Raw genomic sequence first — 21,524 nt, 5'->3', positions numbered from 1 at the left:
TGGACGTGCGGCTGCTCGGGCGGCGGGGACGGTGGGCGGAACATGGTGATCGAGTAGCCCTCGCAGAGGGCGTATCGAGATCCGGGGGCATGGCGGGTGGGTCTCGATACGCCGCTGCGCGGCTACTCGACCAGCATGAACGGGGCCGTTTCGCGTGGGGCGGGGACGCCGACGGGCCGGCGCCTCGGGGGAGGGGCCGGCCCGTGGGCGTGCGGGGTGGGGCTAGCGGAGGGTGACCGTCACCGGGGCGCTGGCGGTGACGTTGCCGGCGGCGTCCGTCGCGCGGGCGGTGAGCGGGAAGGTGCCGCGCATGCCGCCGGTGCTGGTGGTCAGCGACCAGGTGCCGGCGCCGGTCTTGACGCCGTCGCCGACCTTGAGGGTGCCGATGTAGAAGGCCACTCCGGTGACGGCGGTGTCGTCGGTCGCGGTGACCGTGGCCGTCGTCGTCCCGCTGATCACGGCGCCGGCGGACGGCGAGGTGATCGCGACCTTCGGTGCCGTGGTGTCGGGGCCGGATCCGGTGCCGCCGTCCTCGTCATCGGGGTTCTGGGTGGGGAGCTCCGGCGTCTTCGTGGGTGCGGGCGTGGGCGTCGCGGTGGGCTCGGGCGTGGCCGTCGGCTCGGGGGTCGAGGTGGGCTCGGGGGTCGCGGTGGGCGTGGGCGTCGCCGTGGGCGTCGGCGTCGCGGTCGGGGTGGCCGTCGGCGTCGCGGTCGGGGTCGGCGTGGGCTCGGGCGTCGAGAGGTCGACGTCGTCCCAGATGTCGACGAGGCGCGCGGTGGTCGGGCGGGGGCTCATCGCGTCGAGGTCGTCCGAGGTCATCGAGCTCAGGGTCGTGTCGAGGGTGAAGGAGCCCCGGGTCGCCGTCTTGCCGGCGATGTTGGTGACGGTGTTCGTCACCGTGTCCCACTTGGGCTGCAGCGAGCCGGCGAGCATCGAGTCGGACGCGTCGATGTTGCCGCCGCCCGAGCCCTGCACGGCGCTCAGGCTGCCGGCGCCGTTCAGGGCGCCCGGGTAGCCGGCGCCGCCGCGGAGGAACGGGTAGCGCTTGGCGGCGAGCGGGCCGCCGACGATCAGCGCCTCCTCGAAGGACACGTTCGGCACGCCGCCGAGGATGACCGCACTGTTGTTGGAGGAGAAGACGACCGTGTCGCGGAGGGTGATCTGGCCGACGACGCCGCCGCCCTCGATCTGCAGGCTGTCCGTGTGCGGCCGCGGCGGGTTCGAGCCGCCGTAGGGGGAGTCGATGTAGTACGACGGGGCGATGTAGCTGCCCTCGACGAGGACGTCGCTCATCACGTCGGGCGAGAACGCCTTGATCTGCGCGGAGTCGGCGCTCTTCAGCATCGAGTCGGGCTCGACGACCTCGATCAGCTCGACGTCGCGCACCGGGATGCCGGAGGACGCGGCGAGCCCCAGCCAGTTCTTCTTGATCCGGAGCCAGGCGAAGGAGGCGTGCGTCGCGCCCTTGACGTCGAGCGAGTCGATGTCGAAGCGCATCAGCGTGATGCCGGTGACCGAGCGCAGCGTCCAGTTGCCGCCGGTGACGGACTGGAAGCCGTCGCGCGCGGTGACCAGCACCTTGGTGCTGCCGGTGTTCCGGTAGCCGCTGAGTGCCGAGAGGTCGGAGATGTGGCCGGGGGCGACGCGGACGACGGCGCCGTCCGCGATCTGGGTGCGGGTGAGCGAGTCGAGGGCCTTGCGGATCGCCGTGCCGTTGGCGGCGGCGTCGACGACGGTGTAGTCGGAGACTCCGGAGCGGATGTCGGGGGTGTCCGAGGGGTAGTGCGTGCCGTCGGGTCCGTGGATGCCCGAGCTCTCGGCGGCCGACGCGACCGCGGCACCCGGGATCGACAGGCCGGTCGCGGCGATCGCCACGGCGGCGGCGATCGCGAGGAGGCGGGCGAGGTCCTTGGGGCGGCGGGTGCGGGGCGGTGCCGTTCTGGAGCGGGTGGTCCGGGCCATGTGGTGTCGTCCGATCGACTCGTGCTGTGAGTGGGGGAGTCGCCCGGAGCACGTCGACGAGGGAGCCTCGAAGCGGGCGGCGGATCGGGTCCGCTCCTCGCGAGGAGAGGGACCGAAGGACGCGTCGCTGCGTTCCGGGCGGAGTGCGGCACTGCCGCGGTGACGCCGCCGCGGCAGAGCCGGGTGGCTGTGCAGCGGGTGGTCGGGTGGGCGCCTCGCGCGTCTCCCGGGGGAGGGCTCACGGCGTGCTCTCGGACGTCCTCCGGGTGGTCCTCGGGAGCGGCGGTCGAGCCTGTGGAAGGGTTCAGGGGCCCTCCAGCTTCGTCAGGATAGGCAACATCCGTGAGGTAGCACGTCACCCCGAGGGGGGTCGGGCCGTCGGAGAAGCACTCACCCTCCGCGCGGCGTCGGCGTCAGCGCAGGGAGTCGAGCACCAGCGCGGCCGCGCGGGCGACCAGGGCGTCGTCGTACTCCGCCTCCGGGTCGGTGCGAGCGGTGAGCACGGAGAGCACGATCGGGGCTCGGCCCGGCGGCGTGACGACGGCGATGTCGGTGCGGACGCCGCCCGCTCCGCCGGACTTGTCGGCCACGATCCAGCCCTCGGGCGCCCCGGCGCGGATGAGCGCATCGCCGGTGGCGTTGCCGCTCATCCAGTCCACGAGGAGCGCGCGGTCCTCGGGGGTCAGCGCGTCGCCGAGTGCGACGGCGGTGAGGTCGGCGGTGGCGGCCGCGGGGGTCGTGGTGTTGGCGGTGCTGCCCGGTGTCACGGTGTTGAGCGCCGGCTCCTCGTCGACGACGTCGGTCGTCGCGTCGCCCAGCTCCTCGAGGACTCGGTCGAGCGCAGCGGGGCCGCCGAGGCGGTCGAGCACCAGGTTGAGGGCCGTGTTGTCGCTCTGCCGGACCGCGGCCTCGGCGAGCCGCGCCAGCGGCAGTCCGGTGCCGATGCTCTCGCGGGTGACGGGGGAGTAGCCGGCGGCCTCGACGTCGGCGGCGGTCCAGGTGACGACCTCGTCGCGCTCGGCGGCGGGGACGGTGCGGAGGAAGGCGGCGGCGGCCAGCGCCTTGATGCTCGACGCGTAGCCGAAGCGCTCGTCCTGCCGGTGCTCGACGCGGCGGCCGGTGCCGGTGTCGACGGCACTGACGCCGATGCGGGCGTCGAACTCGGCCTCGAGGGCGGTGAGGGCGGCGGAGAGGTCGATCGGACGCGGGGTGGGTGAGGCCGTGGGGGAGGAGGTGGCCGGCGGAGTGGCCGGCGCAGAGGACGGTGCCGTGGCGGACGGAGTGGCGGGTGCGCTCGGGGAGGCGCTGCCGGAGAGGGCGAGCGCGAGGAGGCCCGCGAGGACGAGGGCGGACCGGGCGGGGGACCCGTGGCGGCGGCGGTTCACATCGCCGAGTAGATCACGACGAAGGCGACCGCTGCCGCCGCCGTGACCGCGAGGGCGGCGAGGGCGATCGGGAGCCGCGGACGCCTCCGGACCACCGCGAGGACGAGGAAGCCGGCGCCGAGGACGATCTCGAGCCACCAGTAGAACGGGCTCGTGGTGTCGGCGACGTTCTCGAGGGCCCAGACGCCCTCACCGATCAGGACGCCTGCGAGCGGTGCGACGGCGAGGACGCGCCACGGCGTCGATCCGTGCCGGGTGAGCGCGGCGGCGGCGCCGAGGATCGGGCCGGCCGGCACGGCGAGCAGCCAGAACACGTCGGAGAAGGGCGGCGAGTAGCCGAAGCCGCGGGCGGCGGTCACGAGGTCGTAGCCCTCGAGCAGGGCCCAGAAGGCGAGGAGTCCGAGCGCCGCCGCCGCGACGGGCCGGGCGCCGCCGATCCGGACCAGGGCGAAGACCAGCATCGACCAGCCACCGGAGGAGTTGGCGAAGGAGTTCACGGGGCCGGGCAAGGACCCCTGCAGGAGGCTGGTGAGCCCGCCGAGGACGAGGCCGCCGAGGAGCGCGACGAGGACGGCGCGGAGCAGGCGCGGGCGGGGGGCGGCGGGGGGCATGGGTCGAGTCTCGGCGGTGACGGGGGGCGGAGGTATGGGGGATGTCCCTGGTTGTGGGTGGGGGGATCTCGATACGCGCCCGGGGGCGCTACTCGATCAGCATGGACGCGGAGGATCTCGATACGCGCCCTGCGGGCGCTACTCGATCAGCATGGAGGGGCGCCGTTCGAGCGGCGTGGGAGGGGCGGGCTGGAGGACGCGGGGCGGGTCTGGGAGGCTGGCGGCATGGCTTACACCGTGGCCCTCGGCGTCCTTCCGCGCCGCACGCTCGAGAGCGTGGGGGCCGCAGGTCCCGCGACGTCGTTCGAGGAGGCGACGAGCGCGATGGCCGCGGCGCTGACCGCGGCGCAGGTCGGTCCGCACGTCGTCTTCGCGGATCCGCTGTTCGGTGAGGCGGCGAAGACGGTGGTGGGCGACGCGCAGCTGTACCTCGTGATCCTCGGCGGGACGGCCGACCAGTACGTCGTGCAGGCGATCGGACCGCAGGAGCGCCTCCGCGTGCAGTTCGCCGGCGAGCTGGTGGAGGACAGCGGCGCTCCGCTCGACGCGGAGGCGGCCCTGGCGGAGACCGACGACGCCGAGGACGCGCACATCGCGGTGCTCGAGCGCCTGGTCGGCGCGTCGTTCGCCGAGGTCCAGCGCGCCGGATTCCACGCCGTCGAGCAGGCCGAGCTCCCCTTCTGAGCGGCGACCGGCTCGGCATCGAGCCCTGACAGCACGCCGGGGCGGGTGCTGGTCGACGTCGTCGTGCGCGAGCTGCGGCCGCAGGAGCCCTGGGTCGCCGCGCTCAGCCGCGGTCGGGGCGCAGCTCGCGGCTGATCGCGCGCAGGCCCGTCTCGAGGGCCTCGAGCTCCGCGAGGGACAGGCGGGAGAGGACGTCCTCGCCGAGCTCGGGGCGGGCGGCCATCAGCTGGCGGACGACGGCGCGGCCGAGGTCGGTGGCGTGGATGCGGCGGACGCGCTGGTCGGCGCGGTCGGTCTCGCGGACGACCAGGCCGCTCGCGGTGAGGCGGTCGACGAGCTTGGACATCGAGGGCATCGAGACGTCGAAGCTCTGCGCGAGTCCCGCGCCGGTCGCGCCCTCCTCGGTCGTGACGATCACCGACAGGGCCTTCAGCTGCTGGATGGTGAGTTCGGTGGTCAGCAGCGGGGCGAGCACGCGGGGGATCGACCGGACCGTGATCGCGATCGAGAGCCGCTCGATGTCCGAGAGGGCCTGGGCACGGGGATCCATGGGTCCACCGTAGGACTCGGCGGATCCCCAGGACGAATACTTAGCTTCGAGCTAACCTTCGAGGACAGCAAGAACCGATCCGGAGTCGTGTCGGCGCCCGCGGGGGAGTCCCGCCGCCGTGCCCTCCGGGGTCCGCAATCGCGCCGATGCGCGTGACGAGAGCGAGCACGCATGACCGACAGCATCCCGAGCCCCGACGGCATCCCGAGCCCCGACAGCATCCTCGGCCCCGACGACGAGCGCCGCCTCGACGCCGCGCGCCGGACGTACCGCGCCGAGCGCGACCGCCGGGCCCGGCCCGACGCGGCGACCCAGTACCGGCGCGCGGCGGGGGAGTTCGGCTACTACGCGAAGGACCCGTACACCGAGCGGGTCGAGCGCGAGCCGGTGACCGACCGCGTCGAGGCCCTCGTGATCGGCGCCGGCTTCGGTGGCCTGCTCACGGCGTCGCGGCTGCGCGAGGCGGGCGTGGAGTCTCTCCGCCTCATGGACGAGGCGGGCGACGTCGGCGGCACCTGGTACTGGAACCGCTACCCGGGGGTGCGCTGCGACGTCGAGTCCTCCGTCTACCTGCCGCTGCTCGAGGAGGTCGGCACGATCCCGTCCGAGCGCTACGCGCCGGGCGAGGAGATCCGCCGGCACGCCGTCGCGATCGCCGAGCACTACGGTCTCTACCGCGACACCCTCTTCCAGACCCGCGCGACCGGGCTGACCTGGGACGAGGACGCGGAGGAGTGGCTCGTCGAGACCGACCGCGGCGATGCGTTCCGCGCCCGCTTCGTGGTCACCTCCTCCGGCACCCTCACCCAGCCGAAGCTCCCCGGCATCCCGGGCATCGAGACCTTCCGCGGCCACACCTTCCACACGTCGCGCTGGGACTACGGCTACACCGGCGGCACCCCCGGCGGCGGCCTGACCGGCCTCGCCGACAAGCGGGTCGCCGTGGTCGGCACGGGAGCGACCGGGCTCCAGGTGATCCCGCTCGTCGCGCAGGACGCCCGCGAGCTGATCGTCTTCCAGCGCACGCCCTCCACGGTCGACGTCCGCGACAACCGGCCGACGGACCCCGAGTGGGTCGCCTCGCTCCGCCCCGGCTGGCAGCGCGAGCGGATGGAGAACTTCCTCGCCGTGCTCGCCGGCGAGCCGGTGGACGAGTCGCTGGTGCAGGACGGCTGGACGACGACCGTCGAGCTGCAGCGCCAGATCCTCTCCGGCGCGGTCGATGCGACGCTGCCCGCCGAGGAGCGCGAGCTGCGCGACGAGCTGGCGGACCTCGACACGATGGACCGGCTCCGCGCCCGCGTCGACGCGGAGGTGCACGACCCGGCCACCGCCGCGGCGCTCAAGCCCTGGTACCGGTACATGTGCAAGCGCCCCGGCTTCAGCGACATCTACCTGCCCACCTTCAACCGGCCGAACGTGCGGCTCGTCGACACCGCGGACACCGGCGGCATCACCCGGATGACCGAGACGGAGGTCGTCGTGGGCGACACCGCCCACGAGGTCGACTGCGTGATCTTCGCGACCGGGTTCGAGGTGGGGATCTCCGGAGTGATGTCGGGCACGCTGCCCGTCGTCGGCCGGGGTGGCCGGACGCTCCTGGAGGCGTGGGCGCGCGGACCGCGGACCCTGCACGGCTTCTCGTCGCACGGCTTCCCGAACCTCTTCCACCTCAGCGGCATCCAGAACGCCAACTCGGTCAACTTCGCGCACATCCTGCTCGAGCAGGCCGAGCACATCGCCGCGGTCATCGCCCGCGGTCGCGAGGTGGGCGCGCGGTACCTCGAGCCGAGCGCCGAGGCGGAGGACGCGTGGGTGCGCACCGTGCAGGAGACCGCGGCCGACACCCGGGCCTTCCAGGCCGAGTGCACGCCCGGCTACTACAACGGCGAGGGCACCCGCTCGATCGGCGGCGCCACCTACAGCCCGGGACCGATCGCGTTCCACCGCCTGCTGCGCGCCTGGCGCGAGGACGGGATGGACGACGTGCTGGTCGGCGCGCACGCGGGAGCCTCCCGATGAGGCGGCGGGTGATCGCCGTGCCGGTGCTGCTCGCGGGGGCGCTCGCCGGCTGCACCGAGACGGCGGACCCGGAGGCCGCGCCCTCCGACCCGACCGGCTCCGTCGTCACCGCCGAGCGCGTGCTGCAGGTCACCGAGGTGCACGAGGCGACCGGCATGACGCTGCTCGAGGGGCCCGTCTTCGGACCCGACGGCGGCCTCTACGTCGTCGACGTCACCGCCCCACCCGGCGCGGGCAAGGTGCTGCGGATCGACCTGGACGAGGAGAGCGTCGAGCAGGTCTGGACCGACGACGCCTCGGCGCTCACCTCCGCGCAGTTCCACCCGGAGGACGGCCGGCTGTACGTGACCGACTTCCTCAGCGGCTCCGTCCGGAGCATGACCGCCGACGGCGAGGACGTCCGCGACGTCGTGACCGGACCGGTCGACGGCGTGCCGATGCAGCCGGACGACATCGCGTTCGGCGAGGACGGCGCGCTCTACGTCACCGACGCGGCCGGGGCGCAGGACCCGTACTGGGACGCCTCGGGCCGCGTGGTCCGGGTCGACCCCGCGACCGGTGCGGCGTCGGTGCTCGCGAGCGAGCTGCCCTCGCCCAACGGCATCGCCTTCTCGCCCGACCACGGCGAGCTGTGGGTGAGCATGAACACGGGCAACCGGATCGACCGCCTCACCCTGAGCGCGGACGGCACCGAGGTCGCCACCGCCTTCCCCGCGGTGCACGCCTCGCCCGGCGTCGGCCAGCTCGACTCGATCGCCGTCGACGCCGACGGGAACCTCTACGTCGGCCTGCACAGCCGCCCGGAGATCCTCGTCCACGACACCGACGGCGCGCTCCTGCGGACGATCTCGGTCCCCGAGGACGAGGCGACCGGTCTCGGCTCCGCGACGAACATCGCCATCGAGCCCGGCACAACGAACGCCTACGCGACGATCAGCGGCCCGGACGGCGGCTTCGTCTACCGCTTCGACGCCCTCGCCGACGGCGTCCCGCAGTGATCCCGGCTCCCGCGCGCCACTCCCACCATCCCCACCCCTCATGAAGGAGACCGGAACCATGACCGTCCTCACCTCGAAGAACACCGTCCAGGAATGGCTCGACGACGCCGTCGGCGGCCCGCTGCTCCGCGGGATCCTGGCGCAGGGCGGCCGGTCCGCCGACGACCTGCGCCCGGCGGCCGGGCTCAGCCTCCGCACCCTCGTCGAGCTCGGCGGCGGCAGCTTCCCGCAGGAGCTCGTCGACACGCTCGTCAGGCAGGCGAACGACGGAGTGCTGCCGCCCGAGGAGTCGGACGAGCCGGCCCAGGCCGCGTCGGGCCGCTTCTCGGGCCGGACGGTCGTCGTCACCGGCGCCGGCTCCGGCATCGGCCGGGCCACCGCGCGGCGGATCGTGCGCGAGGGCGGCCGCGTGATCGCCGTCGACGTCGTGCCGGCCGGCGTCGAGGCGCTCGCCGAGGCGTCCCCGGAGGGCTCCGTCGTCACGGTCGTCGCCGACATCACCTCGGCCGAGGGGGTCGCCGCGATCGTCGCGGCGGCCGGAGCGAGCATCGACGGCCTCGCGAACATCGCCGGGATCATGGACGGCATGACCCCGCTGCACGAGACGGAGGACGCGCTCTGGCGCCGGGTGTTCTCGGTCAACGTCGACGGCACCTTCGCGCTCAGCCGCGCGGTCCTCCCGCTGATGCTCGAGGCCGGTCGCGGCGCGATCGTGAACGTGGCGTCGGAGGCGTCGCTGCGCGGCAACGCCGCCGGCACCGCCTACACGGCGTCCAAGCACGCGGTGGTGGGCATCACGAAGTCCTCGGCGTTCCTCTACGGCCCCGCCGGCATCCGCACGAACGCGGTCGCTCCGGGCCCCACGGCGACGGCGATCGAGGGCACGATGTCGAGCGCGTTCGCGCAGGAGCGCCTCGCGCCGTTCTTCGCGCTGATCCCGCAGGTGGTCTCGGCCGACACGATGGCGGCCTCGATCACCTGGCTGCTCAGCGACGACTCCGCGAACGTCAACGGCGTCGTCCTGGCGTCGGACGGCGGGTGGTCGGTGCAGTAGCGGGCGACGGGCGGGCCGCTACCCCGCGGCCGCGCGTCGGACCGCGTCCAGGGTGTCGAAGACGGCGGCGGTCTCCTCGAGCGTGTGCAGGGGATGCTCGAGGAGCCCCGCGGCGATCGCGCGGGTGACCTCGCGGAGCATCGGGACGTAGCCGTGGCCCTCCCGCGCGACCTCGATCCGGCGGGAGGTCGGCCCCGCCGGGCCGTAGCCGTTCACGGTGAGGCCCGACGCGAACCAGAAGCCGGGGTCGAGGCCGATCCAGCCGGTGCTCCCGGAGACGGTGGCGGTGCCGGCGAGGAACTCGACCATCGAGCTCGCGCCCTGCGCGAACCGGCCGCCCCCGTACTCGAGGGTGAAGTGCGTGCTGAGCTCGATGCCGAGGGGATCGATCACGCCGCGGGCGGTGACGCTCTCCGGCTCGCCGAGCATCAGGTGCGCGAGGGTGACCGGGTAGATGCCCTGGTCGAGGAGGGAGCTGCCGCCGCGCTGCCAGCGGCTGGAGCCGTCGCGCGGGAACGGCGCGCCGAACGCCGCCTGCACGGCGCGCACCTCGCCGATCTCCCCGGAGTCGACGATCTCGCGCACCAGGGCCGTCAGCGGGGTGAACCTCATCCACAGGGCCTCCATGAGGAAGACGCCCGCCTCGCGCGCGATCGCGGCCAGCTCGCGCACCTCGGCCGCGTCGAGGCCGAGCGGCTTCTCGCAGAGGACGTGGCGCCCGCGCTGCAGCGCCTCCTTCGCCAGGGCGAAGTGCGTGACGTGCGGGGTGCCGAGATAGACGGCGTCGAGGTCCGCGTCGAGCATCGCCGAGTAGTCGCTGAACCGGAGCGGGATCGTGAACTCGTCGCCGAAGACCGCGGCGGCGGCCTCGGTGCGCGACGCGACGGCGAAGAGCTCCGCGCCGTCGACGAGGGCGAGGTCCCGCGCGATCTGCTGCGAGATCGGCCCCGTCCCGGCGACGCCCCAGCGGACGACGGACCTCATGTCGTCCTCCTCCGCTGAGGCATCGGCTCAGGCCGCCGGGATCTCGAGCAGCCGGACGCGTACCGCCGTCACGCCGTGCGCGCCGAGGATCATCAGCCGCTCGTCGCCGTTGAGGATCCGGCCCTCGACCCACTCGCCGTCCTCGAGCCGCAGCTCGCGGAGGCTGTCGATCTCGACCTCCACGCCGTCGCGGCTGAAGTCGATCATCGTCTGCTGGCCGACGGCGAGGTACTCGAGCGGACCGGTCTGCAGGACGATCCCGAAGGCGCGGGCATCGGCCGGCGAGGGCGCGTGCGCGGTGGGCAGGTTCTCGTCGGGCAGGGGAGCCGGCTCAGGCAGCCGGACGCCGACGTCCAGGAGCAGGGTCGCCAGCATGCTCGGTGCGCTGCGCGCGACGACGGTCATCCCTCCGATCTCCGCGGTGAGCGACTCCGTTCCGGCGTCGAGCGCGAAGCCGATGATCCGGTCGTCGCGCTGGGCCTCGAGGATCTGCGGGGCGAGGGCGAGCAGCTGCCGGAAGGCGCCGTAGAGCTGGCTGCCCTCGCGGACGTCGTCGACCCCGAACACGTGGTAGCCGAGGGCGTCGAAGCCGCCGATCGCGCGGAAGGCGTCGCCCGCGAGGACGCGCGCCTCGGGGATGAAGAGCGGGTTGTCGGGGGCCGAGTACTCGCGCATCACCGGCTCGCTGTTCTGGACGTAGATGTCGGGCGACACGAAGTCGAGGGCCGGCCCCGCGACCCGCCACACACCCCGCATCCGCGCGGTCGGGCCGCCGCTCGGGTACTGGCCCGGCGAGTCCTGACCGGGCTGCGGGCCGAGCCACGCGTTCGCGTAGGCGGGCAGGGCCTTGACCGCCTTGCCGGCCGCGGCGAGGGTGCCGAGGTAGCTGCCGTAGCCCCACGACATGAAGACCTCGTCCGCCACGGGGTCGTCGTCGCCGAAGCGCTCCTGCCAGGAGGAGCCGTCGGGGCGGGAGCGCTGGAAGAGCGCGACGACGTCGTCGTGGAAGCCGCCGGGCTCCGCCGAGACGGCCTCGACCAGGGCGGTGGGGACGGGGGAGAGCCAGGCCTCCTGCGCGGCGCCGGAGAGATCGCGGCTCGCGCCGAGCAGGCCGACCTCGTTCTCCACCTGCATCATGATCACGGTGTGGGCCTCGTCGATGCGGGCGAGGTGCTCCATCAGCGCGGTGTAGGCGGTCCGGTCCGCGCGGCGCAGCTCGTCGGAGAACACCGAGAGCCCGGGGCGGGGCATCGAGCCCTCGTAGGTGAGCGGCGCGCGCATCGGCGTGGGGCCGCGGTCCGAGCGCTCGAACCGCGTCGTGTCGGCGCGGACCCAGGTCGGGGCGTAGGTGGAGAGGGCGTTCTTGAAGGCGCCGAACCAGATCAGCACGAGACGCACGCCCGCGGACCGCGCGCCCTCGAGCAGCGCGTCGAGGACGGCGAAGTCGAACTCGCCCTCGACGGGCTCCACCTGGTCCCAGCCGATCGGGGCGACGATCGAGCTCACCCCGGACGCGCCGATGGTCGACCAGATCGCCGCCATGTGGCGGGGGTCGGAGGGGCTGGAGTTGTGCAGCTCCCCGCCGAGGCAGAGGAACGGCGCGCCGTCCACGATCAGCTGGACGGGGCGGGCGGAGCGGTCGAGGCGGGGCAGGTCGGTCACGGGGGCTCCGGGGGTGGGGGCGGTCATCGGCCGAGCTCCTCGGCGATGCGGCGGGCCCCGCGCACGGCGAGGGCGACACCGGTGAGGGTGGGGTTGCAGGCGGTCGCGGTCGGGATGACGCCGTTGCCGGCGACGAAGAGCCCGGGGTGTCCCCAGACCTGGCCGGTCGGATCGCAGACGGAGGTGCCGTCGTCGGTCTCACCCATCCGGACGCTGCCCTGGTAGTGCAGGGAGGCGCCGGCCGGGAAGAGGCGCGGCTCGTCGCCGAGGGGGCGGCCGACGGCCAGAGCCGCGGCGAGGATCGACTCGCGGGCCCGCGCCTGCGTCTCCCGGTCCTTCTCGGTGAGCGTGTAGTGGATCCGCAGTGCGGGCATCCCGTACTCGTCGGTCTCGTCGTCCGAGAACGCGACGCGGTCCGAGGCCTGCAGGTCCTTGGCGCAGAACCAGCCGAGCCCGACGATCGAGCCGGGGATCGTCTCGAAGTCGAGCGGGACGGGGGAGGCGTCCAGCTGCATGACCTGGCCGTGGAAGGGGTGCTCGTCGGTGAAGGGCACCCAGGACACGCCGCTCTGCGCGGTGATCGCGGTGTCCGAGCCGGAGGCGGTGGGGACCTCGGGCACGTCGGTGAGGATCGCGCCGTGGACCATCTGGGGCTGGTCGTTGAGGTAGCGGCCGAGCGCCTCGGGGCGGACGCCGGAGGCGTGCAGCACCTGGGGCGTGCGGAGGCTGTCGGCGGCGACGACCACGAAGCGGGCGGCGACGTCGTGCTCGGTGCCGGTGCGCCGGTCGCGCACGGTGACGCCGGATGCGGCGCCGTCCTCGGTGAGGACGCGGGTGACGAGGGACTCGTCGAACAGCGTGAAGCGCTCGTTCTCGCGGGTGGCGTCGCCGAAGACCACGTCCGAGCCGGACCAGATCAGCGCTCCGTCCTCGGTGCGGCGGACGGCGAGCGGCATCGGCTGCACCCGCCGGTCGGCCGCGCGGCCCCGGTCGAGGGCGGCGGAGAGCCGGGCGCGCACGTCGCCGGCCAGCGGAGCGTCGCCGAGGGCGTCGGCCGTGACGGAGAGGAGTCGCTCGGCCTCGTCCAGGAGCTCGTCGAGGTCGGGCAGGAACGCGATCCGCTCGCTGTCGCCGGGGCGCGGGCAGGCGCCGGTCCAGTGCGCGGCCATGCCGCCGACGTTGCTCGACATCGCGGCGGCGGGGAGGCCGTCCTCACCGGGCTGCTTCCAACCGTCGGCCAGGAGGAAGGTCCCGGCCCGCTGCATCCGCGCGGCGTCGGTCGCGTAGCCGTCCAGGGTGTCGGTCGACGTCTCGCCCTGGGGACGGGGTCCCTCCGATCGGCGCTGCGCTCGCGCGCGCTCCTGCAGATCGGCGATGTTCTTCACGTGCGTCCCGGGCGGGTCGCTGATCGTCGGCCCGACCTCGAACAGGGCGATCGAGGCCCCGGGGGAGCGCTCGCTCAGGATGCGGGCGTAGGCGGCGCCCGCCGGCCCGCTTCCGATGATCGCGACGTCCACCCTGTCCGGGTATCCGCGGGAGTCGTTCGTCCTGTCCGTCATGTCGAGCCTTTCGGAAGCCGTGCCGACGAGCCGGTCGAGCCCCATCGGTCGTCGACCAACTTATGTGCGATTCGCACCTAAGCGCAAGAGCCGACCCCGTTTTCCGGCCGGATCCGGCGCCGCGACGGCCCTGTCGCGACCTACCGCGGATGCAGCACTTATGCTCGGAGGGAACCCAGGAGGACGCAGTGACCGTGGACACGACGACGACGACGCCCGCGGAGCACGCCGCCTCCCTTCTCGGCGGCTTCGACGTCCCCGCCGGCTCGGTCGCCCCGGCCCTCGAGGCGGCTCCGCTCGCGGCGATCATCGAGCTCGTGCGCACCGGCCGCGCGGCGACGCGGCCGGAGCTCGTCGCGGCGAGCGGCCTGAGCCGGAAGATCGTGACCCAGCGCGTCGAGCAGGCTCTCGCGCTGGGACTGCTGGGCGAGGGCGGGCTGGCCCCGTCGGAGGGCGGCCGCCAGGCCCGGACGCTGCACTTCGCCGCCGACGCCGGGCACGTCTTCGCCGCGGTGATCGGCGCGTCCGAGTTCACCGTGGCCGTCTCCGATCTCTCCGGCACGCTGCTCGCGACCGGGCACGAGGACTGGAGCGTCGCGAACGGCCCGCAGGAGACCCTGGAGCGCGTGCGCCTGCAGTTCGAGCGGGTCGCCGCGAGTGCCGGGGTGTCGCGGCCGTGGGGGATCGTGATCGGCGTCCCCGGCCCGGTGGAGTACGGCTCCGGGCGCCTCGTCGCGCCGCCGATCATGCCCGGCTGGCACGACGTCAACGTGCGCGCGTGGTTCCGCGACCACTACGACGCCCCGGTCTGGGTCGACAACGACGTGAACCTGATGGCGCTGGGCGAGTGGGCGGCGGGAGCGCACCGCGACGGCCGGGACATGCTGTTCGTGAAGGTGGGCACGGGCGTCGGCGCCGGGATGATCATCCGCGGGCGCCTGATCCGCGGCGAGCGGGGCGGCGCCGGCGACATCGGCCATGTGAAGGTGTCCGACGACCCCGCCGCGGTCTGCCGCTGCGGTCGGGTGGGCTGCCTCGAGGCCGTCGCGAGCGGATGGTCGCTCCTCCACGCCGCACAGGATCGCGCCCGGGAGAGCCCGCTCCTCGCGGAGGTCGTCGACCGGGGCGACGCCCTCGCTCTCGGTGATCTCGGGCGAGCCGCTCTCGAGGGCGATCCGCTCTCGATGGAGCTGCTGACGAGCGCGGGCCGCATCGTGGCCGGGGTGGTCGCGAATCTCGTGAACGTGCTGAACCCGGGGGTCGTCGCGATCGGCGGCGGCGTCCTGCGGGGCGGCGAGTACTTCGTCGATCTGGTGACCGACGCCGTCCGGTCCGGCTGCACCGATCTGGTCGCCGAGCGCCTCGTCATCCGCGCGGCGAGCCTGGATCAGCTGGAGGGCGTCACCGGGGCGGCGCTGCTGGCGATCGAGAACGTGCTCGCCCCCGCCGGCCTGACCCAGTGGGTCGGCGAGGGCGTGCCGTTCGGCCACGCGACGGCGCTGCAGCGCTACGCCGGGGCGTTCAACTGACGGTCGTCTCCTCGAGCTGCTCGACGGGGAACGGCTCGGCGAGGAACGGCTCGGCGAGCGGCTCGTCGGATCCGACGTACCTGAAGGCGGTCAGCTCGGCCGTTCCGACGCCGGCCTCGATGCCGATGAGGCGCCCGGTCATCCCGCCCGCCACCTCGGTGGAGAGGTAGCGGCCGTCGGCGCGTCCCGTCTCGGTGACGACCCCGTCCACGACGACGCCGCCGACCACGTGGTCGGGGCCGCGCGCCTCGAAGAAGCCGCCCTCGACGGGGAGCGTGCGGATCTCGTACTCGGCGCCGGCGATCGACGCCCGCTCGTCGAGGACGACGCGGTGGCCGCCGACCACGAGCACGGTCCTCAGGCGATCGCCCTCGAGCTCGAGCCGGAACCGGTGGCGGCGGTCGATCCGCAGCGTCAGAGCGGCCTCGCCGGTCGTGGTGAGGGCGGCGCGGGCGGCGAAGAACAGCCGGTCCTGCCGGCGTCCGACGAAGACCTCCTCGCTCCCGGAGGCCGTGAGCGTCCATCCGCGGTCGGAGGACTCGACCACGTCGGCGGGGAACACCTCGTCGCCCACCCAGGTCGGCGGCAGCGCCTCGCCCCGCACCAGGGTCTCCCGGCTCGGCTGCGCGGGCTGCTCGATCGGCTCCCCGACGACGGGCCAGCCGTCGACCCACTCGACGGCCGAGGCGAAGGTCTCCCGGCCGAGGACGTGCCACTCGGGGCTGCTCCCGCGGGGCCGGACGGCCAGGTAGACGAGCGCCCACACCCCGGGTGCGGTCTCGACCAGTTCCGAGTGCCCGGTGCTCTGCACCGAGGACGACGTCCCGCGCCTGGTCAGGATCGGGTTGGTGGGAGCACCGGTGAAGGGTCCCGACGGGGACGGGCCGCGGGCGATCGAGACGGAGTGCCCGCGCTCGGTGCCGCCCTCGGCGATGAGCAGATACCAGTGCCCGTCGTGCTCGAGCAGGTGCGGCCCCTCCGGGAACTTCCCGCCGGTGCCCGACCAGAGCAGCCGCGGCTCGGTCAGGACCTCCCCGGTGGCGGGGTCGATCTCGACCTGGACGATCCCGGTGCGACCCGCGTAGGTCACGTAGCAGGTGCCGTCCTCGCCCCAGGCGATGTCCGGGTCGATGCCGTCGATGCCCGGGATGCGGATCGCCTCGGACCAGGGGCCGGCGGCGTCCTCGGCGGTGACGAGCACCTGCCCCTGCTCGTCGGCGACGTTGGTCGTGATCATCCAGAAGCGTCCGTCGTGGTGGCGGAGCGTAGGCGCGAAGATCCCGCCGGAGGGCCCGGTCCCGGTCAGGGGCAGCTGGTCCGGGCGGTGCAGGGCGTGTCCGACCAGCGTCCAGGTCCGGAAGTCCGTCGACGCGTGGATCGGCACTCCCGGCGCGTACTCGAAGGTCGAGTTCGCGAGGTAGGCGACGCCGTCCACGACGCAGACCGACGGATCCGGGTGGAACCCGGGGACCACGGGACGCTGGTCGGACGCGGTCATGCGGTGAGCCGGTCCTCGATCGAGTGCAGCAGGGCGTGCTGGCGGCGGACCTGCTCGATGGAGCGGTAGGGGAGCCGGTCGCCCTCGTACTCGCTGGAGAGGTAGCCGGACCACTCGTTGTCGATCAGGGTCCGCATGATCTCCTCCCACGGGATCTGCTGGTCGACGAGGTCCTCGTCGATGTCGAAGAACTTCGTCTGGATGAAGGCGGTGTAGGGCAGCACCTCCGCGAGGTCCGACATCGGGACGGCGAGGGGCTTCCGCCAGCCCTCGTCGACGGCCTCCTCGCTCAGCCCGTCGTGCTTCGCGGTCGTGATGGTCCGCTGGAAGATGCCGGTGTCGAGCATGAGCCGGAAGTTCGGCGAGCCGGTGCGCTCGATGAAGGCGAGGTACTCGTCGACCACCGGGTGCTTGATCGGGGTGGGCGCGTGGATCTCCGGGCAGATGATGAGCCCGAGCTCGTGCGCGAGGTCGAGGTTGCGCTCGACGACCTCCTCCCAGATGGGGTGCGGCGTGAGGTCCATCGCGATGACGCCGATCTTGGGCCGGATGGTGGTGAAGCCGAGCGTCGACGCGAGCCGGAGGTCGGCCGCGAGCATCCGTGCGCCCTGGTCGGCCGAGAGGTCGCGGTCGCGCCACAGCCGGGAGTCGATCCACGAGCCGTAGTTCGTCGGCTCGAGGCGGTACGACTCCAGGAGGCGCTGCCACTCGTCGATCCACGCGGTCCCCGGAGTCGGGTACCCGCTGATGTTGCCCTCGCCGAGGATCTCGATGCCGGTCGCGCCGAGGTCGGCGATCTCGGCGAAGGCGTCCTCGAGGGTGAGGACGGTGTTCATGTCACCGGTGTAGCTGTACAGGGACACCCCGTACTTCAGTGCAGCGCTCATGCGACGATCGTGACCTTCCGCTCGGAGTGGAACACCGACGGCTGGAACTCCGCCGGAATGTAGGGGGCGTGGATCGCGATGTCCACGGCGAGGTCGTGCACGCCGACGGGGAGTCCGCCGGGGTGGGGGACCGTGATGGTCGCGACCTCGTCCAGCTGCCAGCGGACCTCGGCATCGGTCGCGCGGAGCTCCTGGATGCTGAACTCGCGGCCCTGGAGGGTCCAGCGGGGGACCTCGCGGTCCCAGGACAGGTCGCCGACGGTGACGTCGACGCCGTCGATCAGGCTGCCCCAGACGCCCCGGTAGTTGGGCATCCGCAGCGTGAACTGGAAGCCGGTGACGGCACCGTCCTCCTCGATGTTCCGGACGCCCCGGGTCTGGATGAGCTCTCTCTCGAGCATGGTTCTTCTCCTGATCTGTGCAGAGGACCGCTCCGAGCGGGCGGTCCCGATGACGTGTTCGACGGCCGGTCAGGCCGTGATCGGGGCGTCCCCGGGAGCAGCCTTCTGCTCGTCGAGGAAGCGGCGGCGCTCCGAGCGGCGCTGGGCCTGCCGGGCGGGGTCCGGCACCGGCGCCGCCAGCAGCAGCGCCTGGGTGTAGGGGTGGACCGGACGGGAGGTCACCTGGTCGACGTCGCCCGACTCGACGATCTCGCCCCGGCGCATCACAGCCACGCGGTGGCTGATGTGCCGGACCACGGCGAGGTCGTGGGTGACGAAGAGGTACGCGACCCCGGTGCGCTCCTGGATCTCGATGAAGAGGTCCAGCACCCGCGCCTGGGTCGAGAGGTCGAGAGCGCTGACGGGCTCGTCGCAGACGATGAGCTTGGGGTCGAGGCAGAGGGCCCGGGCGATGGCGATGCGCTGGCGCTGGCCGCCGGAGAACTCCCGCGGGTAGCGGCCGGCCGCGTCGGCAGGCAGGTGCACCTGGTCGAGCAGCGCCGTGACGCGCGTCCCGGCGTCCTTCCGGGTGGAGCCGGAGACGAGCAGCGGCTCGGTGAGGATGTCGCTGACCGTCATCGCGGGGTTCAACGAGGTGTACGGGTCCTGGAACACCACCTGCAGGTCCCGGCTGAGACCCCGACGGGCGTTCCGGCCGATCCTCGTGATGTCCGTCCCCTCGAACCGGACGCTGCCCTCGGTGATCGGCGCGAGCCCGAGGACCGCGCGGCCGAGCGTGCTCTTGCCCGACCCCGACTCGCCGACGAGGCCGACGGTCTCGCCGGGGGCGATGGTCATGTCGATCCCGTGCAGGGCGCGGAAGGCGGAGCGGCGGCCCAGGCGGCCCGGGTACTCCACGACCAGGTCCTTCACCTCGAGGACCGGGGTGCCGGCGGTGCCCGACGCGGGCTTCTGCGTGGTCATGCCGGGGTTCCGTCCGTTCCGGTCGCGCGGGTCGTCGCGCTGATCGGAGTCCGCAGCGGGGCGTCCTCGAGCATCGCGGCGAGCAGCGTCTTGGTGTAGTCGTGTCGGGGAGCCGAGAAGAGGGCGTCGGCCGTCGCGGCCTCGATGACCTCTCCGGCCTGCATCACGGCGACCTTGTCGCACAGATCGGCGACGACGCCGAAGTTGTGGGTGACGAGGAGGACGGCCATCCCGCGCTCGGCCTGGAGGCTGCGCAGCAGGTCGAGGACGTCGGCCTGCACGGTGACGTCGAGCGCGGTGGTGGGCTCGTCCGCGATGAGCAGGTCGGGGTTGCAGGAGACGGCGCCGGCGATGAGGACGCGCTGCGCCATTCCTCCCGAGATCTCGTGCGGGTACGAGTGGAAGACGCGCTCGGGATCGCGGATGCCGACCCGGTCGAGCAGCTCCAGGGCGGAGGTGCGCGCGGCGCTGCTCGAGAGTCCGAGGTGGTGCCGCATCGGCTCGGTCAGCTGGAACCCGAGGCGGAACGACGGGTCGAGGTTGCTCATCGGCTCCTGCGGGATGTACCCGATGCGCTTCCCGCGGATGCTGTTCCGCTGGGCGGCCGACATCGAGAGCAGGTCGAGGCCGTCGAAGGTCATCCGGTCCGCCGTCATCCGCGCCTGGCGGGGGAGGAGGCCGAGGAGGGAGAAGGCGGTCTGCGACTTCCCCGATCCGGACTCGCCGACCAGGCCGAGGATCTCACCGCGCTTGAGGGTCAGGGAGACGCCGCGGACGACCTCGGACTCGCCGCCCTCGGCGCGGGGGTAGGCGACCCGCAGCTCGGAGAGCTCCAGCAGGGAGTCGCTCGTGCCGATGGCAGTGGGCACGGTGATGGGGTTGTAGGTCCGGATGGCCGCGGTCGGCGGGACGAGGGCCGCCGCGGAGCGCGAGCGCTTGGCGCGGACCGTGCCGACGTCGGACAGCGCATCGCGCAGGCCGTTGCCGAGGATCGAGAACGCCATGACCGTCAGGATCAGCGCCGCGCTCGGCCAGATCAGGAGGATCGGTGCGTTGTAGACGTTCTGCGCGGCGTCGTTGAGCATCAGCCCCCAGCTCGCCCGGTCGCTGGAGCCGAGCCCGAGGAAGGCGATGCCGGCCTCGATGCCGATGCCGGCGCTCGCCAGCAGCGCCGCCTGGACGATGGTCGGCTTGACCACGACGGGGAGGATGTGGCGGCGCAGGATCCGCGAGTCGCGGAGCCCCGAGACCTTCGCGGCGTCCACGTAGAGCTCCTCGCGGACTCCGCGGACCGAGGTGCGCACGAGCTGGTAGACGGCGGGGGCGATCAGCACCCCGAAGACGGCGAGGGCGAGGAAGGTGCTCCGGCCGACCCTGGCCAGCACGACCAGCAGCACGATGATCGCGGGCAGCGAGAGCAGCGCTCCGGCGATCCAGGAGGTGACGCCGTCGATCCAGCCGCGGTAGTAGCCGGCGGCGAGGCCGGTCGGCACGCCGATGGCGAGGGCGACGCCGACCACGATCAGGCCGCAGAGGATGCTGGTCTGCGCGCCGTAGAGCAGGCCGGCGAGGATGTCGCGTCCGACGCCGTCGGCGCCGAGCGGGTGAGCCGCGGTGAAGGGCGGGGCGAGGACGTCCGCGAGGCGCGACTCGACCGGGTCGTACGGGGTGAGCAGCGGAGCGCAGATCCCGAGGACGACGACGGCGAGGAGGAAGAGGACGGAGACGACGGCTCCGGGGTCGCGCAGCAGGCGGGGGAGGAATCCGCGGCGGACGGGCCGCGGTGCGCGGCGCTGCCGGACCGGTCCGGTCGTGACGAGGCCTTCGGTCATGAGACACGCACCTTCGGGTTGAGCCAGCCCTGCGCCAGGTCGACGAGGAGATTGACGAGGACGACGAGGACGACGGTCACGATCACGACTCCGAGCACGATCGGCAGGTCGCCACGGCTGGCCGCGATGTTGGCGGAGGTGCCGATGCCCGGGATGTTGAAGACCTTCTCGACGACGACCGAGCCGGAGATCGCCACGATGAACATCAGCGAGAGCGTCGTGAGCGAGGGGGGAGCCGCGTTCCGCAGAGCGTGGCGGAACAGGACGCTGCCGGCGGGCAGACCCCGTCCCCGGAGGGTGCGGATGTAGTCGAGCCGAAGGACGTCGATCATCGAGCCGCGGACCTGGAGGGCGACGGCGGCGATGGAGCCGACGGCGAGGGCGATCACGGGGAGCACGATCGAGGCGGCCCAGCCCGAGGGGCTGCTCGTGAACGAGGTGAACCCGGTGGCCGGGAAGACGCGCAGCTGGACCGCGAACAGGAAGGCGAGGATCAGCGCCACGAGGAAGTTCGGGATCGCCTGCACGAAGGTGGAGACGAGCTGCAGGCCGCGGTCGATGAACCCGCCGCGCACGGCGGCGGAGGCGCCGATCAGGGTCCCGACCAGGGCGGTGACGAGCACCGAGCCGAGGACGATCGAGAGCGTCGCGGGGAGCGCCTGCCCGAGGAGGACGGTGACGGGCTGGTTCGAGAACCAGGAGACGCCGAGGTCTCCGCGCAGGGCCGACAGCAGCCACTCGCCGTAGCGGGCGAGGACCGGCTGGTCGAGTCCGAGCTCGGCCCGCTTCGCGTCGACCTGGGCGGCCGTCGCGACCGGTCCGAGGACCTGGCGGGCCGGGTCCTGGCCGGCGAGGTTCAGGAGGAAGAAGGTCGCCGAGGCGATCACGAAGAGCAGGACGAGTCCGGCGCCGACGCGGCGCAGCAGGAACATCAGCATGGGAC

General features: G+C 73.2%; 18 protein-coding genes. 5 read left to right on the top strand and 13 right to left on the bottom strand.

Annotation, left to right across the window (positions count from 1 at the left end):
* Window positions 1-222 precede the first annotated feature (222 nt).
* The 3 genes from HQQ82_RS19480 to HQQ82_RS19685 all read right to left on the bottom strand — a co-directional run bounded on the left by HQQ82_RS19480 (window position 223) and on the right by HQQ82_RS19685 (window position 3,958).
* A complete protein-coding gene (locus HQQ82_RS19480; RefSeq protein WP_216848135.1) occupies window positions 223-1,962 on the bottom strand; it encodes an Ig-like domain-containing protein in 1,740 nt (579 codons plus the stop codon).
* Between the two features lie 413 nt (window positions 1,963-2,375).
* Window positions 2,376-3,347, bottom strand: coding sequence for a class A beta-lactamase (gene bla / locus HQQ82_RS19690; protein ID WP_173231299.1), 972 nt, complete (start codon window positions 3,345-3,347; stop codon window positions 2,376-2,378).
* On the bottom strand, window positions 3,344-3,958 hold the full coding sequence (locus HQQ82_RS19685; RefSeq protein WP_173231298.1) for a DUF6518 family protein: 615 nt from the start codon (window positions 3,956-3,958) through the stop codon (window positions 3,344-3,346). Before HQQ82_RS19685 ends, bla begins: the two co-directional genes overlap by 4 nt.
* 225 nt (window positions 3,959-4,183) lie before the next feature.
* Between HQQ82_RS19685 and HQQ82_RS01305 the strand changes: the two genes are divergently transcribed.
* Window positions 4,184-4,642, top strand: coding sequence for a hypothetical protein (locus tag HQQ82_RS01305; RefSeq protein WP_173231297.1), 459 nt, complete (start codon window positions 4,184-4,186; stop codon window positions 4,640-4,642).
* A 103-nt stretch (window positions 4,643-4,745) separates the two neighbouring features.
* Here HQQ82_RS01305 and HQQ82_RS01300 read toward each other — a convergent pair whose 3' ends face one another.
* Window positions 4,746-5,192 carry a MarR family winged helix-turn-helix transcriptional regulator gene (locus HQQ82_RS01300; RefSeq protein WP_173231296.1) on the bottom strand — a complete coding sequence of 149 codons (447 nt, stop codon included), beginning with the start codon at window positions 5,190-5,192 and terminating at the stop codon, window positions 4,746-4,748.
* A gap of 171 nt (window positions 5,193-5,363) precedes the next feature.
* On the opposite strand from HQQ82_RS01300, the gene HQQ82_RS01295 reads away from it, so the two are divergent.
* Genes HQQ82_RS01295 through HQQ82_RS01285 form a run of 3 tightly spaced genes read left to right on the top strand, consistent with a single transcriptional unit; the run spans window position 5,364 to window position 9,266 of the window.
* Window positions 5,364-7,214: an NAD(P)/FAD-dependent oxidoreductase gene (locus HQQ82_RS01295; protein WP_173231295.1), complete on the top strand. Its 1,851-nt coding sequence runs from the start codon at window positions 5,364-5,366 to the stop codon at window positions 7,212-7,214.
* 8 nt (window positions 7,215-7,222) lie between these two features.
* Window positions 7,223-8,212 carry an SMP-30/gluconolactonase/LRE family protein gene (locus tag HQQ82_RS01290; protein WP_216848133.1) on the top strand — a complete coding sequence of 330 codons (990 nt, stop codon included), beginning with the start codon at window positions 7,223-7,225 and terminating at the stop codon, window positions 8,210-8,212.
* Window positions 8,213-8,270: 58 nt separating this feature from the next.
* Window positions 8,271-9,266 (top strand): SDR family oxidoreductase, encoded by a 996-nt coding sequence (locus HQQ82_RS01285; protein ID WP_173231293.1) that lies wholly within the window; start codon window positions 8,271-8,273, stop codon window positions 9,264-9,266.
* Between the two features lie 18 nt (window positions 9,267-9,284).
* Here the strand turns inward: HQQ82_RS01285 and HQQ82_RS01280 are convergent, their stop codons facing one another.
* Genes HQQ82_RS01280 through HQQ82_RS01270 form a run of 3 tightly spaced genes read right to left on the bottom strand, consistent with a single transcriptional unit; the run spans window position 9,285 to window position 13,471 of the window.
* Window positions 9,285-10,250, bottom strand: a complete 966-nt coding sequence (locus HQQ82_RS01280) for a Gfo/Idh/MocA family protein (protein ID WP_173231292.1) — start codon at window positions 10,248-10,250, stop codon at window positions 9,285-9,287.
* Window positions 10,251-10,277: 27 nt separating this feature from the next.
* Window positions 10,278-11,939: a DUF5597 domain-containing protein gene (locus HQQ82_RS01275; protein WP_173231291.1), complete on the bottom strand. Its 1,662-nt coding sequence runs from the start codon at window positions 11,937-11,939 to the stop codon at window positions 10,278-10,280.
* Window positions 11,936-13,471 carry a GMC oxidoreductase gene (locus HQQ82_RS01270; RefSeq protein WP_173231290.1) on the bottom strand — a complete coding sequence of 512 codons (1,536 nt, stop codon included), beginning with the start codon at window positions 13,469-13,471 and terminating at the stop codon, window positions 11,936-11,938. The genes HQQ82_RS01275 and HQQ82_RS01270 overlap by 4 nt, the downstream gene beginning before the upstream one ends.
* Window positions 13,472-13,659: 188 nt before the next feature.
* Between HQQ82_RS01270 and HQQ82_RS01265 the strand changes: the two genes are divergently transcribed.
* The gene (locus HQQ82_RS01265; protein WP_173231289.1) at window positions 13,660-15,000 is read left to right on the top strand and encodes an ROK family protein; all 1,341 of its coding nucleotides are present in this window, start codon (window positions 13,660-13,662) and stop codon (window positions 14,998-15,000) included.
* Here HQQ82_RS01265 and HQQ82_RS01260 read toward each other — a convergent pair.
* From HQQ82_RS01260 to HQQ82_RS01240, 6 genes are all read right to left on the bottom strand, one after another.
* Window positions 14,993-16,498 (bottom strand): glycoside hydrolase family 43 protein, encoded by a 1,506-nt coding sequence (locus tag HQQ82_RS01260; protein ID WP_173231288.1) that lies wholly within the window; start codon window positions 16,496-16,498, stop codon window positions 14,993-14,995. The two genes, HQQ82_RS01265 and HQQ82_RS01260, sit on opposite strands and share 8 nt — an antisense overlap.
* A complete protein-coding gene (locus HQQ82_RS01255; RefSeq protein WP_254071158.1) occupies window positions 16,495-17,385 on the bottom strand; it encodes a sugar phosphate isomerase/epimerase in 891 nt (296 codons plus the stop codon). The genes HQQ82_RS01260 and HQQ82_RS01255 overlap by 4 nt, the downstream gene beginning before the upstream one ends.
* The gene (locus HQQ82_RS19680; RefSeq protein WP_254071157.1) at window positions 17,382-17,786 is read right to left on the bottom strand and encodes a DUF6379 domain-containing protein; all 405 of its coding nucleotides are present in this window, start codon (window positions 17,784-17,786) and stop codon (window positions 17,382-17,384) included. Before HQQ82_RS19680 ends, HQQ82_RS01255 begins: the two co-directional genes overlap by 4 nt.
* 69 nt (window positions 17,787-17,855) lie before the next feature.
* Complete coding sequence (locus HQQ82_RS01250) at window positions 17,856-18,749, bottom strand: ATP-binding cassette domain-containing protein (RefSeq protein ID WP_173231287.1); 894 nt, start codon at window positions 18,747-18,749, stop codon at window positions 17,856-17,858.
* Entirely contained in the window at window positions 18,746-20,581 is a 1,836-nt protein-coding gene (locus tag HQQ82_RS01245; RefSeq protein ID WP_173231286.1) for a dipeptide/oligopeptide/nickel ABC transporter permease/ATP-binding protein, read from the bottom strand. Before HQQ82_RS01245 ends, HQQ82_RS01250 begins: the two co-directional genes overlap by 4 nt.
* Window positions 20,578-21,519 (bottom strand): ABC transporter permease, encoded by a 942-nt coding sequence (locus tag HQQ82_RS01240; RefSeq protein WP_173231285.1) that lies wholly within the window; start codon window positions 21,517-21,519, stop codon window positions 20,578-20,580. Before HQQ82_RS01240 ends, HQQ82_RS01245 begins: the two co-directional genes overlap by 4 nt.
* Window positions 21,520-21,524 lie beyond the last annotated feature (5 nt).

Source organism: Rathayibacter sp. VKM Ac-2856, assembly GCF_013205055.1.
Taxonomy (GTDB): Bacteria; Actinomycetota; Actinomycetes; order Actinomycetales; family Microbacteriaceae; genus Rathayibacter.
The sequence above is the reverse complement of the archived record's forward strand: the minus strand, read 5'-3'. Positions and strand labels throughout refer to the sequence as shown.

Coding starts and splice junctions, on each gene's coding strand:
- HQQ82_RS01250 (WP_173231287.1), bottom strand. CDS start 18,749: ATGACCACGCAGAAGCCCGCGTCGGGCACCGCCGGCACCCCGGTCCTC.
- HQQ82_RS01295 (WP_173231295.1), top strand. CDS start 5,364: ATGACCGACAGCATCCCGAGCCCCGACGGCATCCCGAGCCCCGACAGC.
- HQQ82_RS01305 (WP_173231297.1), top strand. CDS start 4,184: ATGGCTTACACCGTGGCCCTCGGCGTCCTTCCGCGCCGCACGCTCGAG.
- HQQ82_RS01280 (WP_173231292.1), bottom strand. CDS start 10,250: ATGAGGTCCGTCGTCCGCTGGGGCGTCGCCGGGACGGGGCCGATCTCG.
- HQQ82_RS01245 (WP_173231286.1), bottom strand. CDS start 20,581: ATGACCGAAGGCCTCGTCACGACCGGACCGGTCCGGCAGCGCCGCGCA.
- HQQ82_RS01300 (WP_173231296.1), bottom strand. CDS start 5,192: ATGGATCCCCGTGCCCAGGCCCTCTCGGACATCGAGCGGCTCTCGATC.
- HQQ82_RS01275 (WP_173231291.1), bottom strand. CDS start 11,939: ATGACCGCCCCCACCCCCGGAGCCCCCGTGACCGACCTGCCCCGCCTC.
- HQQ82_RS19480 (WP_216848135.1), bottom strand. CDS start 1,962: ATGGCCCGGACCACCCGCTCCAGAACGGCACCGCCCCGCACCCGCCGC.
- HQQ82_RS01255 (WP_254071158.1), bottom strand. CDS start 17,385: ATGAGCGCTGCACTGAAGTACGGGGTGTCCCTGTACAGCTACACCGGT.
- HQQ82_RS19685 (WP_173231298.1), bottom strand. CDS start 3,958: ATGCCCCCCGCCGCCCCCCGCCCGCGCCTGCTCCGCGCCGTCCTCGTC.
- HQQ82_RS01285 (WP_173231293.1), top strand. CDS start 8,271: ATGACCGTCCTCACCTCGAAGAACACCGTCCAGGAATGGCTCGACGAC.
- HQQ82_RS01240 (WP_173231285.1), bottom strand. CDS start 21,519: ATGCTGATGTTCCTGCTGCGCCGCGTCGGCGCCGGACTCGTCCTGCTC.
- HQQ82_RS19680 (WP_254071157.1), bottom strand. CDS start 17,786: ATGCTCGAGAGAGAGCTCATCCAGACCCGGGGCGTCCGGAACATCGAG.
- HQQ82_RS01270 (WP_173231290.1), bottom strand. CDS start 13,471: ATGACGGACAGGACGAACGACTCCCGCGGATACCCGGACAGGGTGGAC.
- HQQ82_RS01260 (WP_173231288.1), bottom strand. CDS start 16,498: ATGACCGCGTCCGACCAGCGTCCCGTGGTCCCCGGGTTCCACCCGGAT.